A 13,070-nucleotide genomic window follows, 5' to 3' on the forward strand; every position below is an offset into this window, starting at 1 on the left:
ATATCGAGAGTACCGAAATCTAACTTCGCCCGTTTCGTATGGAATTTCTGAAATATGTTCGTCAATGGAAAACAATAGCCCCATTGTCCGCACACATAGAAAAAGCTTTTTGCCAGTTTTCATACGATTCTCGAAAATCATCTTCCGCATGTTGCCTTGCTTGATTGGCGTAGAGGGCGAAGTCTTTGTAAATTTTCTTACAGACAACAGGACCAATTACTCCCTCAGCATCAGAAAAATTGATGAGTTCCCAAAATGGTCCCTTCTTTAGCTTCCATACGGTCGTATCGTAGCGAAGTTCTGTTTTCCCGTTAAATATATAAGAGCTCTGCCTGTAGCCTGCCAGTTTTGCCAATTCATTGCGCCAATGGTTGTACCCTGAGTAAGTACCTGCCCGAAATTCGAAATGTGATTTAAATGCATAAACTTTGCCATCTTCCAATCCTTGAAAACGCTCTGGAAAGTCGCTCGGAAATAATATTATTTGATTCTGCGCAACGGGAATACCATCAGAAGTTAGTACGGGAGACTTAACGATTGTTAGATTTTCATAAGCGGAGATATCTAATCCCGCCTGTGCAGATGCTGTGGCCAGCGAAAAAATTAAAAATATGAATATGATTTTCATGGTTGTACGAATAAAAGTTTCGTCGCATTGTTAGTTTCTGGCCGGAAGAAGCCTTTCATTCTCAGATAAGTTTTTCAATGTCATCTTTGAGTGAATCAGAAGCTTGCACCACGTCTTGCCAGATACAGTGATTTGAAACTAGGTCTTTTGCTTCTCCCAAACTCATTTGATAGCGTTCTCTAATCATTTTTATCGTGTCAACAATCGTAAGTCCGCGAATATGTGCATCGCGGATGGCAGCATCCTTTTCTGAAGGAAAAGATGATTTCATATAAACGGCTGTAAGAAAAATTGCTCTAACGAATGACCGCTGCTGGCCGGTCTCTTATCGTAGAAGCCTTGCTTTCAATTGTAGGTGTTCAAAAGAAGTCAAGAACTATACGCCTGGATTCACGGCTAATAAATCAACTTTGAAGCGCCTCAACAAAAGCACACTCGTTGCTGCAAAGCTAAGGCACAAACCGAACCAGATTCCGTTGCCGCGCAATCCAAAACCATAACTGCATAGAATCATGGCTGGAATACCGACGACCCAGTAACCGATAAATGTATTTTTTAGTCCGCCCTTCGTATTACCAAGTCCGCGTAAAAGACCGATGAAGATATTTTGCGTTCCCTTGAAAAACTGATGGGCAATAGCAAACCATAGCAGTACTGTCGCTTCCGCAAAAACAGCCGGATCATGCTGTGCGCCGAGAAAAGGAGACAGGACTATCTTCGGCATAGTCACGTAAAGAAGTCCAATCAGAGACATGGTTGAAAAACTAATCGTGAGAGTTCGACGGGCGACTCCACTGATTTCATCATAACGACGATGAGCTAGCATCCTGCTGACCAAAATCGATGCACCGTGCGAAAGTCCAATATTAAACTGATAGGCTATGTAGGCAAGTTGATTGACAACGTTCGAAGCTGCCAATGCCACAGGCCCAAACGTGCCCATCAATAAGGACGCCACAGAGGTAAGCGCCGCCTCCGAGCCGTAAGTAAGGGCAATGGGCGCCCCCATTCGGGCGATGCGGCCGACAGTCGCCGACTGCGCTCGCCAGCCGTCGAGTACAAGAAGTACGCTCATTTGCGGATCGCGCCGGACCGTACGCAGATACGTCAAGAATGTCCAGAACTGGACAAGTGTAGTAGACAAGCCAATGCCCGTCAGTCCTAGCCGCGGCATACCTGCCCACCCATAGATAAACATGGCATTGAGCAGTGCATTGATACCAATTGAAATCATGGCGACACTCAGCAGTGATCCTGCGCGCCTTAGCCCGACCGCAAATTGACGTAATACGTTGAGCCACAGCATGGGGAATAGGCCCGGGGCGAGCGCAAACATCACGGGACGGGCAAGGTCGACTATCGCTGGGTCCTGCCCAAACCAGGGAAGGAAGAAAGCGATGGTAAAAAGCAGCACTCCCCCAATGACAGCGCCAAGTGTCGCAATCAACATTGCTGCCCGCAACAAGTCTGCTATCTCATGCCGTGCCTGGCTATCTAGTTCACTAGTCCCGGTACGTCGTTCACCATGACCGACCGCGCTCGCGACAAGATTGCCTACTCCGGTCACCATGCCTATGCACATGGTACGCAACTGGTTGAAAAGTAGGATAGCCAGCCCTCCCGCTGCAACAGCCTTCACACTGAGTAGGCCCATCATCATGAGATCGATGCTTGTGAGGGCGATCTGAGCAAGCTGAAGACCTGCAATGGGAGCGGCTAGTAGCAGGATCTCCATGTGCGAGCGAAACGATTGCTTCATTTAACGGGCTTTCTCTTGCCATGGGCCCTCAAAGATTACGAACGTTGGCAAGCGTTAGAAGATTCACTTAAGAGAATTGAGGAGATCTTTTGATTTATATTTTTCGGTGGACCTTGATGTTTGAACTTCCGCTTCTGGCCGATTGCAGACATTCGATATTCAAAATATAAGCCGGGCATTTATCGACCGTCATATCGCAATGCATTCGCCAGCAATGTGAATGCGGGTGATGGTTGGCGACGACTGGGGTAATACAGGTGATACCCCGTAAATGTCGGCCACCAATCTTCGAGCACTGGCACTAGGTCTCCTTTCGCGATGGCGTCACTGACCACATCTTCCAATGTGAATGCCAGACCCAGTCCGGCCAGTGCGGCGCTCACCAATTGAGAAACGCCATTCACCACGAGCTGGCCGTCCACCCTTACGTTCAGTTCACGCTTGCCTTTTTTCAGTTCCCAGGCATACAAGCCGCCCAAGGTCGGCAAACGCAGATTGATGCACAGATGTTCCGTCAACTCCTGGGGCGTCCTGGGCGGTGGTCGTTTGTCGAAGTATAAAGGTGATCCGACAATCGCCATGCGCACGTCAGGTCCGATGCGCACCGCAATCATGTCTTTGGCAACTTGCTCACCCAGCCGGACCCCCGCATCGTAGCGTTGCTCCACGATATCAACCAGCCGGTTTTCCGAATTGATTTCCACTTTGATGTCGGGATAGTCCGGCAGCAATTTCGCCAGTTTCGGCATGAGAATGGCATTGGAGGCATGCTCCGAGGCAGTGAGCCGCAATGTTCCCGATGGTTTGTCGCGCAGTTCGCTGAGCGCTGCCAGTTCATTCTCGACTTCTTCCAAACGTGGAGCGATGGTCAGCATCATGCGCTCGCCGGCCTCGGTAGGGGCAACGCTTCGCGTGGTGCGGGTCAACAGGCGAATGCCCAGCCGGGCTTCCAGCTCTTTTACCGTCTGGCTCAGCGCCGATTGCGATACGCCGAGTTGCGCGGCAGCTTTGGTAAAACTGCCTTCCCGCGCAACCGCGATGAACGCCAGCAAATCATTTAAATTTTCGCGCGCCATTTAATAAGTACTGCTTATAGGTTTATCCCGATTATAGCTACTAATCAAATGACTCTGTATTGACTACAGTGTAGCTGTCATTGAAAACCATAGGGGCCGACAGGCTGTCTGCGCTTGTCGTCCTTGCCCAAGGGAAAGAAACCGAACATGCAATACATCACTTTAAACACTGGGCACAAGATGCCCATCCTCGGATTCGGCGTCTTCCAGATCCCGGACGCACAGCAATGCGAACGTTGCGTGATCGACGCTATCGAGACCGGTTATCGGCTCATCGACACGGCAGCGTCGTACCTCAACGAAGAAGCGGTCGGCCAGGGCATCAAGCACAGTGGCATTGCGCGTGAAGAGCTTTTTGTCACGACCAAACTCTGGGTGCAGGACGCGGGCTACGAGGGGACGAAGAAAGCCATCGAGAAATCCCTGCGCAAACTGCAATTGGATTATCTGGACTTGTACCTGATCCACCAGCCCTTTGGCGACGTTCACGGTTCCTGGCGCGCGATGGAAGACGCGCATCGTGAAGGAAAGTTACGCTCTATTGGCGTCAGCAATTTTCATTCAGACCGACTGATGGATATCAGTGCATTCAACCAGATACGCCCCGCAGTCAATCAGGTCGAAGTAAATCCCTTTCACCAGCAAGCCGAGGCCGTGTCGTTCATGCACGATAACGATGTCCAGGCCGAAGCCTGGGCGCCGTTCGCCGAAGGCCGGAACGGGCTGTTTCAACATGCCTTGCTCGCCGGCATTGGAGCAAAGTACGGCAAGTCCGTCGGGCAGGTCGTCTTGCGCTGGTTAATCCAGCGCGATGTCGTGGCGCTGGCCAAATCGGTGCGTCGCGAACGCATGGCCGAAAATCTGAATGTGTTTGATTTCACGCTGGACGCCGATGAAATGGCGCAGATCGCCACGCTGGAAACTGGAGAGAGCAGCTTCTTCTCTCACCGTGATCCCAAAATTGTCAAATGGATGCGGGAACGGCACCTCGACGTCTGACGTCCGTCGCTGGTGTAAATGCATGCGGCTTGTCCTAGTCACTCAAGGAATCGTCACTTGCATCATCTTGCTTGGCCCTTCGTCAACAAAATTCCGATTTGAAAGATTCATGATGAAAATTACACGCAATGGTTCCAAGCCATCCACCAATGGTCCGGCCCGGTTTTTCACCGGCGCAGTTCGCATCGACAGTTTTTTCCAGGCCGAAGAACCAGGACGCAGCGGCGGTGCCATCGTGACGTTCGAACCCGGCGCGCGTACTGTGTGGCATACCCATCCGCTTGGCCAAACATTGATTGTCACCAACGGCGTTGGCTGGACACAGTGTGAAGGCGGTCCGCGTACGGAAATCCGTGCCGGCGATGTGCTCTGGTGTCCTTGCCGGAAGCGTCATTGGCATGGCGCCACCGATACCACTTCCATGACGCATGTCGCCATCACCGAAATGCAGGATGGCAAAAACGTCGAATGGATGGAGCCGGTCACCGATGAACAGTACCTCGCGGGTCCGGTGGTGAAAGACTGAATAGCCAGACAGAAAAGGAAATGCCATGAAAGAAGTTATTGTCGTTATCGGATCGGGATCGATCGGTCAGGCAATCGCACGCCGGGTCAGTGCAGGAAAGCACGTCGTTCTCGCCGACTTGCGCGAGGACAATGCCAAGGCTGCGGCAAAGACGCTCAGCGAAGCCGGATTTGAGGTGAGCGTTGCCGTCGTCGATATCACGTCGCGCGATTCAGTGCATGCGTTGGTCGAAACCGCCACGTCTTTTGGCGCTGTCACCGGTTTGATTCACGCTGCAGGCGTTTCTCCCTCGCAGGCGCCGCCTGACATCATCCTGAAGATTGACCTGTACGGAACCGCGCTGGTGCTGGAAGAGTTCGGCGGCATCATTGCCCGTGGCGGTGCAGGTGTGGTGATCGCATCGCAATCGGGGCATCGACTTCCGGCATTGTCGCCGGAACAAAACAAGGCTCTCGCGACCACGCCGGCCAGTGAGTTGCTCGCGCTGCCGATGCTGCAATCGGATCGGGTGACGGATCCGCTCAACGCTTATCAGCTTTCCAAGCGGGGCAACGCGCTGCGCGTCATGGCTGAGGCCGTGCGCTGGGGAAAACGAGGAGCGCGCATCAACACGATCAGTCCCGGCATCATCATCACGCCGCTTGCCAAGGATGAGCTGTCCGGTCCGCGCGGCGCCGGTTATCGCCGCATGCTGGAACTGTCTCCTGCCGGGCGGGCAGGAACTCCCGATGAAGTAGGGAATGTCGGCGCGTTGCTCATGGGGCCGGATGGTGCATTTATCACCGGCAGCGACTTTCTTATGGATGGCGGTGTCACTGCGGCCTATTGGTATGGAGAGCTTGCTCTGACATGAGATGGCGTGGCCGGTTGCGGCCCAAGTTCATCAAGCGGCAGCAACACCAAATGCGGTACGGTATTTATTTGCATCTTGAAAAATACCCGCACAATAACTGTCTCTTTTGCGCAAAAAAAATCAGAAAAATGAGATTGGCGGTCAATAGTGTAAAAAAATCTCCATTACTATTACGGCGAAAAATGAATCAAATAACCCGGACGAGGGAAACGTGGCCCGCATCAACAAGCAAAAAGACGAACAAGATAGTCAGGAAATCAGCAAAGGCAACTGTCGATCCGGCCGGCAGCAGTGATGGAGGCACCCTCCATGATCCCCGTCGCAGCAGAAAGATCAAATGAGGATGAGATAGAACTCTGCGAATAATTTCAACAGCCGATGCTGTGCCAGTGTCATGAGCAGCAGAAGCAGGGCGCATATAACCTACACAAGAGATTATCTATGAAACGTCAATCTTTCTTCCTGTTTGCATTACTTTGTTCACATCTGGCATTCGCGCAAAGTCCGGGGTTTTCCTCGGGAATATACGGTGGTGCGGCATTTGGCGATCAAAAAATGCGATCGACGTGGAAAGCACAGTCCTTGACGAACAATGCAACACCGACGACATTGGACTCCTCCGCCACCACGGTCATCGATAGCAATTACTCGGTCTTCAATGGCGTCGTAGGCGTCAACTATGTCGCAGGTTCCTATTTGTTTGGCTTGGAGAGCCAGGGCAAATTTGGAAAAAACACGATCACGATGAGCGGAATCCCCGGATGCAAGATCACTTGTCAAGCCACTCCCGGCCCGGCAACCGATAGCTCGACGCTGTCTCTGGGTAACAGCGTCAGCGTGCTGGCGCGACTCGGGTGGCTGCCGCAACCGGACCTGTTGGTGTACGCCCTGGGCGGTCTCACCCGGCAAAACGTCAATAGCTCCGTGACCTGTCAGCTTGCTGCGCCTGACCCGATTTGCCAGGTTGCCACAGGAGCGCCCTATCATTCGGACAGCACGTCGGGCTATATGTACGGCTCCGTCATCGGCTTCGGTGCGGAAAAGAAATTCGACAAACTGTCATTCCGTCTGGAATACAAATACACCACCCTGAAGACCCTCAACGCGGTCGCCCAATTTAAAGATGCGACGCAAGCGACCTACGCTTACGGCAACAAGATCAACCTCTACAATCTGTCACTGGGCATGCTTTATCATTTTTGAGCAAGTAGCGGATTACTGAATGCAGAGTTAACGAGACTGCTTGGAAAGAGGGCTTCAATGATCTCGTTCGAGATAAAGTCTTGATTTGCCCGCTGAATTGCCCCTTTCCATTTGATCCACCTTCCAGCGTCTGGCGAAGGTGGCGACTCGGTCCCTCATAACCTCATGCTCGCAGCTCCAGATGGAGCTTCTTTAGGTACGACGTCGGCTGCCTGATAGCCGCTGCGGCAGACCTCAATCTTGCGGCAAGGTTCTCGGATTGGGCCTGGTACCTCAAGTTCGCGAGGTAGAAGATCGAATAAGTCAGTAAGGACATTATGTCCTAGGGCTTTATGTCCAATGTCGATCGCGGTTTGCTTAACCTAGAATAAGCCGACTTTGATGGAGATGTCATGCAGCGTTTTGAGGTAGTGCTCCTCACGATAGATAGTGTCTAGATAGTGTCAAGTAATAACAGCCTGGAAATACTCAAAATGGTGGATTGGATCCCTATAGTCTTCGTTACGTTCAAGGTTTTCGTGCTCGGCACGGGAATGTTCTTCGCCGTCAAGTGGCATTACGATCAAGGGAAGAAGGAGCAGGAGAATCGCGCTGTGCTGCGCGCGGGCAGCCAGGTGGCCGCAGTCTTCGTGCTATCGCTCCTGGGCCTGGGGCTCGTCACCTTCGTCCTTGCCAGGATGCTCGGTTTGGATTTGACCTTCCCATGACGGCAAAGAATTCCTCCTTGTGTCGCTGACGGCAGGTGTTGCAGGCTACCTTGGGCTCCAGGCATTCGGGATACCAATTGCTTCAGATGACGATATCGAAACCATGGATTTCGAACGGCAACCTTGACGTGGGGTGGATGTCCACTTTTGGCGGCAGCGTGCAGTATTTCTGCCTCATGCCATGAAATCAATCGTCGAAGGCCCGTAGTTGATTAATTTGTCACGAGTCCTTTGCCTCGCGGCGCCGGAGCACGACATGGGTTGCCTTCTCCGATCCCACGAACTCGACGCATTCATATCCTGCGGCCCGCAGATTCGCTCCCTCGAACAAGCGCTCGCCTTGGCCCAGCAGGATCGGCGAGATCGCAATATGGAGTTCATCAATCAGAGCCTCTTGAAGATACTGTCGAATCACCTCGACGCCTCCTCCAATGCGCACGTCCATCCCGTTCGCGGCTTCGCGGGCCCGGCTTAGCGCTTCGTGAATACCGCCCGTGACGAAGTGAAACGTCGTGCCGCCCTCCATCTCGATCGATGGACGCGCGTGATGGGTCAATACGAAGACTGGAACGTGATACGGCGGGTTGTCTCCCCACCAGCCTTTCCAGTCCATATCCGGCCAGGGGCCCCGAACCGGTCCGAACATGTTCCTTCCCAGAATCCACGCTCCGACGTTCCTGAATCCTCGCGCGGCAAAATCGTTGTCGACACCGGTCGTGCCATCTCCGGCACCGTGGATCTGCTGGAAGGTCCGTGTCGGGATGAACCACTGGTGCAAGCCATTCCCGCCAACGCCGAGCGGATTATTGATATCCTGATTCGGCCCCGCTCCATATCCGTCTATGGAGATCGTGAAGCTTTCAACTCTCACTCGCGTCATTTTGATTCCCTCCATTTGAATTGATGTCGGACCGGACGATGAAAAAGTGAAGCTCGACACCCTGCGGACAAACCGTTTCCGTTAATCAATGTAACTACCGTAACACGACATGTTGCGAAAGCAATACCAGATAAGCCGCATTGCCGATCAGCAGGAATTGGCCGATTGCAGGCATTCTCCTCTATTTCTACGAACCATCTTTCGGTTTTATAGGCGCTCCAGCGTCGCCAAACCATCGCGTAGCGGCGTGGGAAAGCTTTTCTTCGTCCAGCGGGCCTTCGCCGATCCAGGCAACGATTCCGTCCGGGCGCACCAGTACGCTGGTCAGGCCGAGCTTGTCCCGGGCGTCACTACCGACATAAACGATGCGCTTGTCCCATCTGCGTACCAAAGCTTGTAGAGCCGCGTCGGTGGAAAAGTCCAGCAAGACGCCTTTGCCGTGTCGTAAATGCTCGCCCAGTCTGGTGCCGTCAGCCATTTCAAAGTCTGGAGCGCTGCGACCAACCAGTGGATGATTTTCACCCAGGTCGTAGCGCAGCGACAAGCCCCAGATTCTGTCGGCAAAATAGGTCGCGCCGTCTGGCGTCTCGATCAGATCGCGCATGATGGCCGCAAGCGCGCGCGAACTTGGACTTGGCCGCATGAGCTCAACCTGAGCGCGTGACCAGTCGAGTATTTGTGCACCGACGGGATGCCGCTCAGCGTAGTAACTGTCTAGCAGGTCGCGCGGCGCGTTGCCGCGGATCGTCGCGGCAAGCTTCCAGCCCAGATTCATGGCATCGCCGATTCCGAGGTTGAGACCTTGTCCTCCCAATGGCGAATGGATATGCGCTGCGTCCCCGGCAAGCAATACACGCTTCTTGCGGTAAACCTGTGCCTGAAATGCGCGGTCGGTCCAGGTAGCGGCGAGTTTGAGCGCTGTCACGGTCACTGCAATGCCGGATACCTGTCTCAATACCGCTTGTATGTGGTCCAGCGTGATCGGCTGCGTGCGGTGAAATGTGCCGCCGTCAAAATCGACCATCGCAAGGGTGCCGGACTGTTGGTAGGTATACATGCCGGTACTGGTGTAGTGGCGGCCCGGAGCGAGCTGATCTGGATCGGCCAATTCGATTTGCGCCGAATAGCCGGTGAATTGGGGCTCGGTGCCGGTGAAGCCGAAGTCCCCGGCCTTGCGCACGGTGCTGCGCCCCCCATCGCAGCCGACCAGCCAACCGGCGCGGAAGGTGTGGCTGCGAGTACGGATGATCACCTCATCGTCCGATTGAGAAAAGCCTTTTACCTCGGCGTCACGTCTGATCTCCGCCCCGAGCGCGATGGCGCGCGCGGCCAGCAGCGATTCGAGATGCGCCATGTCGCTGACCATGTTGGTTTGGCACGGCCCATCCAGGCGATAAGGCCATTTTGTGTTGTCGAGCCTATCCTTATAGAATTGAATACCCGCGAAATGTCCGCCCGCCTTGCGCGCCTGTTGCATCCAATGTGCGCTCGCGGCTGCAGGATTTTGCTCAGTTTTTTTTGCGACGACAGCGTCCAGCAGACCGCGCCGGTAAAAAGCTTCGATGGTGGGAGAAGAGAGACCGCGCATCCCGAAGGGGAGGCATTTTAACGGCGAGTCTGGATCGGGCGCCTGCTCCAGCACCAGCACCGACAGATCGGCGAGGCGCAACTCGCAAGCCAGAAACAAGCCGACCGGCCCGGCGCCGACAATAACAACGTCAGAGATGATTGAATCGTGCATGAAAACTCCTCAATGGTCGTTCGACCAGGACGGTTCCTTATCTTGAGAACCGCACCGACGAACAGGAAAACGCCGCAGCGGCGTAAATGTTCGTCGTGGGACTCATGCACGGGCAGAGCATGGACAGAGCTTCCGTTACCGGAAGGACCTGGGCTGGACCACACCAAGTCTGCCTTTTTCGACATGCGCACTATAGCGGACAGAGGGCCGGCTAGCAAGAGTGCTTGTGGTCATGTGCTTTCAGGATTTTTAAGAAGGCTCGACAAGCGCATCACTGCACCCCGTGGTCTTGGTTCGGCCCGAGGGGGGCGTTCCCAAAGTAGGGGGCAGTTTCGGATGCACATCAACAAGCTGATGACATTGCGCGTCCCGCGATGCGAGCTTCTTACAAGATAGTGCGTGGGATGAGGCTTGCTTTGGCAGACAAGTTTGAAGCGGGAAAGAAATTATTGTCGACGTCCAACCATGGCGGATGTTCTGCATACATATCTGCGACGAGTTGCTTGATGGCGGCGATGTACCAGGCGTTGTCGTTGATCCGATGTGTCAGGATGATGGGCGAAGTGGCGCCCGGGTCGTCGATCAGGCGGTAGTGCAAGTCGTTGCGCAGGCGCGCGGAGGCCGGTATCAGGCAGAGCCCGGACTCGGCGGCGACCAGGCCCAGGGCAGTATGGATTTCGCGCACCTCATGCACCTCGGATGGGCGTATGGCCTGGTCGTTGAGAAGGCTCAGGATGTGGTCGGCAAAGCTCGGACGCGGTTCCTTGGGGAAGACGATGAGCTTCTGCCCATGAAGCGCCTTCAAACCGATGCGCTTGTCGTCGGCGGCCAGCGGCGTGCCGGGTGGAATGGCGAGCACCAGTTTCTCCTCGCGCAGCACCGTGCGCTCCACCGTGGCATCGTTGCTGCGGATGCGTCCGAAGCCCACGTCGATGCGGCCCGATTTCAGCGCGGCGAATTGCTGCATCGAGGTCAGTTCCACGAGCTGTATGTCCACGTCGGGGTAGTGTTGGCGCAGCTTGCGCACCAGCATGGGCAGGCCGCCATACAAGGTAGAGGCGACAAAGCCGATGGACAAGGTTTGCCGTTGGTTCAGGCCGATCTGCTGGGTGGCGGTTTTAAGCTGGTCGAGGCGGTTGATGATCTGCAGCGCCTGTTCGTAGAATACACGCCCGGCCTCGGTCAGCCGCAAAGGTCGACTGTTGCGCAGGATGAGCTGTACACCCAGCTCTTCTTCGAGCAACTGGATCTGGCGGCTCAGTGGTGGTTGGGCGATATGAAGTTGCTCGGACGCGCGCGTGAAGTTACGCGTGTTGGCGACGGCGACGAAGTATTTGAGTTGGCGGATATCCATGGCGGGAAATCATATCTTGACTGAATTTATGATCTGTAATTCATTGATTTTTATGGCTTTAATCATAAACTATATTTATAAGGTATGAAACTAGATTAATTTGGTGTTGGATGGAGTGTGGGTTCGTGTTGTTCAATCATGTCCATGGAACACACACAACACTTTCAATCTTCTGCGGCATCGGCGGTCATCGAGCGAGTGGAGACTTTCCTGGTCGATTTACCAACGATTCGTCCCCATCAATTGTCCATGGCGACGATGAATGGCCAGACGCTGATGCTCTTGCGCCTGTACTGTTCAGACGGCACCGTGGGCATGGGCGAGGGGACGACTATCGGCGGGCTGGCCTATGGCGCGGAATCGCCCGAAGGCATGAAGCTGGCCATCGACGCCTATTTCACGCCGCTGCTGCTCGGCGCGGACGCCAGCCACGTGCCGGTCATCATGGCCCGGCTCAACAAGGCCATTCACGACAATCGTTTCGCCAAGTGCGCGGTGGAAACGGCGCTGTTCGATGCATTGGGCCAGCGCACGGGCCTGCCCGTGTCCCAACTGCTGGGCGGGCGCGTGCGCGACAGCCTGCCGGTGGCGTGGACGCTGGCTTCGGGCGACACCGCCAGGGACATCGACGAGGCCGAGCGCATGCTGGCCCAGCGCCGCCACAACATTTTCAAGCTCAAGATCGGCCGCCGCGCCGTGGCCGCCGACGTGGCCCATGTCGCGGCCATCAAGAAAGCGCTGGGCGATCGCGGTGCTGTACGGGTCGATGTGAACATGGCCTGGAGCGAGCTGGAAGCGCAGCGCGGTTTGGCCGGCCTGGTCGATGCGGGCTGCGAACTGGTCGAGCAGCCCGTGGCGTCGGTCGATGCGCTGGCGCGCCTGAAGGGCCGCTTTGCGATTGCGGTGATGGCCGACGAATCGCTGACCGGTCCGTCCTCGGCCTTTGCGCTGGCCCGTGTGGCGGGTGTCGATGTGTTCGCGATCAAGACCGAGCAGTCCGGGGGACTGCGGGCCGCGCAGCAGGTGGCGGCGATCGCCGACGCGGCCGGCATCGAGCTCTATGGCGGAACCATGCTGGAAGGGGCGATAGGCACGATTGCTTCGGCCCATGCATTTTCGACCTTCCGTGATTTGCAATGGGGCACCGAGCTGTTCGGCCCATTGTTGCTGACCGAGGAAATTCTGGTCCAGCCGCTGCAATATCGAAATTTCCACCTCGTCTTGCCTGCGGCGCCGGGATTGGGTATTGCGCTGGACGAAGACCGCGTCCAGTTCTTCCGTCGCGACAAAAAACAGGGTGCGACCGTCATGGTGGCCCGAACTGTCGAGGTCGCAAGCTGACCC

Annotated in this window: 13 protein-coding genes; 6 read left to right on the top strand and 7 right to left on the bottom strand. The window is 55.0% G+C overall.

The features are described from left to right. Window positions 1–61: 61 nt before the first annotated feature. The 4 genes from PMI16_RS16680 to PMI16_RS16690 all read right to left on the bottom strand — a co-directional run bounded on the left by PMI16_RS16680 (window position 62) and on the right by PMI16_RS16690 (window position 3,463). A complete protein-coding gene (locus PMI16_RS16680) occupies window positions 62–628 on the bottom strand; it encodes a hypothetical protein (RefSeq protein WP_007881622.1) in 567 nt (188 codons plus the stop codon). Between the two features lie 61 nt (window positions 629–689). Further along, window positions 690–899, bottom strand: coding sequence for a hypothetical protein (locus PMI16_RS25990; RefSeq protein ID WP_157212668.1), 210 nt, complete (start codon window positions 897–899; stop codon window positions 690–692). 105 nt (window positions 900–1,004) lie between these two features. Continuing rightward, complete coding sequence (locus PMI16_RS16685) at window positions 1,005–2,387, bottom strand: MATE family efflux transporter (RefSeq protein ID WP_034380954.1); 1,383 nt, start codon at window positions 2,385–2,387, stop codon at window positions 1,005–1,007. A 179-nt stretch (window positions 2,388–2,566) separates the two neighbouring features. After that, on the bottom strand, window positions 2,567–3,463 hold the full coding sequence (locus PMI16_RS16690; protein ID WP_007881630.1) for a LysR family transcriptional regulator: 897 nt from the start codon (window positions 3,461–3,463) through the stop codon (window positions 2,567–2,569). 147 nt (window positions 3,464–3,610) lie between these two features. On the opposite strand from PMI16_RS16690, the gene PMI16_RS16695 reads away from it, so the two are divergent. From PMI16_RS16695 to PMI16_RS16715, 5 genes are all read left to right on the top strand, one after another. After that, on the top strand, window positions 3,611–4,462 hold the full coding sequence (locus tag PMI16_RS16695) for an aldo/keto reductase (RefSeq protein WP_007881634.1): 852 nt from the start codon (window positions 3,611–3,613) through the stop codon (window positions 4,460–4,462). A 112-nt stretch (window positions 4,463–4,574) separates the two neighbouring features. Then, on the top strand, window positions 4,575–4,988 hold the full coding sequence (locus tag PMI16_RS16700) for a (R)-mandelonitrile lyase (protein WP_193365739.1): 414 nt from the start codon (window positions 4,575–4,577) through the stop codon (window positions 4,986–4,988). Window positions 4,989–5,013: 25 nt separating this feature from the next. Continuing rightward, complete coding sequence (locus PMI16_RS16705) at window positions 5,014–5,841, top strand: SDR family oxidoreductase (RefSeq protein WP_007881637.1); 828 nt, start codon at window positions 5,014–5,016, stop codon at window positions 5,839–5,841. Window positions 5,842–6,282: 441 nt separating this feature from the next. Beyond that, window positions 6,283–7,044, top strand: coding sequence for an outer membrane protein (locus PMI16_RS16710; protein WP_007881638.1), 762 nt, complete (start codon window positions 6,283–6,285; stop codon window positions 7,042–7,044). A gap of 473 nt (window positions 7,045–7,517) precedes the next feature. Next, window positions 7,518–7,751: a hypothetical protein gene (locus tag PMI16_RS16715; protein WP_007881639.1), complete on the top strand. Its 234-nt coding sequence runs from the start codon at window positions 7,518–7,520 to the stop codon at window positions 7,749–7,751. 220 nt (window positions 7,752–7,971) lie between these two features. On the opposite strand, the gene PMI16_RS16720 is transcribed toward PMI16_RS16715, so the two are convergent. The 3 genes from PMI16_RS16720 to PMI16_RS16730 form a co-directional block, all read right to left on the bottom strand. Further along, the gene (locus PMI16_RS16720) at window positions 7,972–8,631 is read right to left on the bottom strand and encodes a dihydrofolate reductase family protein (RefSeq protein WP_007881641.1); all 660 of its coding nucleotides are present in this window, start codon (window positions 8,629–8,631) and stop codon (window positions 7,972–7,974) included. A 187-nt stretch (window positions 8,632–8,818) separates the two neighbouring features. Further along, window positions 8,819–10,372, bottom strand: coding sequence for an FAD-dependent monooxygenase (locus tag PMI16_RS16725; RefSeq protein ID WP_007881643.1), 1,554 nt, complete (start codon window positions 10,370–10,372; stop codon window positions 8,819–8,821). A gap of 385 nt (window positions 10,373–10,757) precedes the next feature. Further along, window positions 10,758–11,726, bottom strand: a complete 969-nt coding sequence (locus PMI16_RS16730; protein WP_007881645.1) for a LysR family transcriptional regulator — start codon at window positions 11,724–11,726, stop codon at window positions 10,758–10,760. Between the two features lie 138 nt (window positions 11,727–11,864). On the opposite strand from PMI16_RS16730, the gene PMI16_RS16735 reads away from it, so the two are divergent. Then, complete coding sequence (locus tag PMI16_RS16735; protein WP_007881651.1) at window positions 11,865–13,067, top strand: muconate/chloromuconate family cycloisomerase; 1,203 nt, start codon at window positions 11,865–11,867, stop codon at window positions 13,065–13,067. Window positions 13,068–13,070 lie beyond the last annotated feature (3 nt).

The sequence above is a fragment of the Herbaspirillum sp. CF444 genome (genome assembly GCF_000282135.1).
Taxonomy (GTDB): Bacteria; Pseudomonadota; Gammaproteobacteria; order Burkholderiales; family Burkholderiaceae_D; genus Herbaspirillum.

What these genes read in the sequence shown, in the direction of transcription:
- PMI16_RS16715 (WP_007881639.1), top strand. Translation starts at nt 7,518, where the DNA reads ATGGTGGATTGGATCCCTATAGTCTTCGTTACGTTCAAGGTTTTCGTG.
- PMI16_RS16695 (WP_007881634.1), top strand. Translation starts at nt 3,611, where the DNA reads ATGCAATACATCACTTTAAACACTGGGCACAAGATGCCCATCCTCGGA.
- PMI16_RS16730 (WP_007881645.1), bottom strand. Translation starts at nt 11,726, where the DNA reads ATGGATATCCGCCAACTCAAATACTTCGTCGCCGTCGCCAACACGCGT.
- PMI16_RS16680 (WP_007881622.1), bottom strand. Translation starts at nt 628, where the DNA reads ATGAAAATCATATTCATATTTTTAATTTTTTCGCTGGCCACAGCATCT.
- PMI16_RS25990 (WP_157212668.1), bottom strand. Translation starts at nt 899, where the DNA reads ATGAAATCATCTTTTCCTTCAGAAAAGGATGCTGCCATCCGCGATGCA.
- PMI16_RS16725 (WP_007881643.1), bottom strand. Translation starts at nt 10,372, where the DNA reads ATGCACGATTCAATCATCTCTGACGTTGTTATTGTCGGCGCCGGGCCG.
- PMI16_RS16720 (WP_007881641.1), bottom strand. Translation starts at nt 8,631, where the DNA reads ATGACGCGAGTGAGAGTTGAAAGCTTCACGATCTCCATAGACGGATAT.
- PMI16_RS16690 (WP_007881630.1), bottom strand. Translation starts at nt 3,463, where the DNA reads ATGGCGCGCGAAAATTTAAATGATTTGCTGGCGTTCATCGCGGTTGCG.
- PMI16_RS16685 (WP_034380954.1), bottom strand. Translation starts at nt 2,387, where the DNA reads ATGAAGCAATCGTTTCGCTCGCACATGGAGATCCTGCTACTAGCCGCT.
- PMI16_RS16705 (WP_007881637.1), top strand. Translation starts at nt 5,014, where the DNA reads ATGAAAGAAGTTATTGTCGTTATCGGATCGGGATCGATCGGTCAGGCA.
- PMI16_RS16700 (WP_193365739.1), top strand. Translation starts at nt 4,575, where the DNA reads ATGAAAATTACACGCAATGGTTCCAAGCCATCCACCAATGGTCCGGCC.
- PMI16_RS16710 (WP_007881638.1), top strand. Translation starts at nt 6,283, where the DNA reads ATGAAACGTCAATCTTTCTTCCTGTTTGCATTACTTTGTTCACATCTG.
- PMI16_RS16735 (WP_007881651.1), top strand. Translation starts at nt 11,865, where the DNA reads ATGTCCATGGAACACACACAACACTTTCAATCTTCTGCGGCATCGGCG.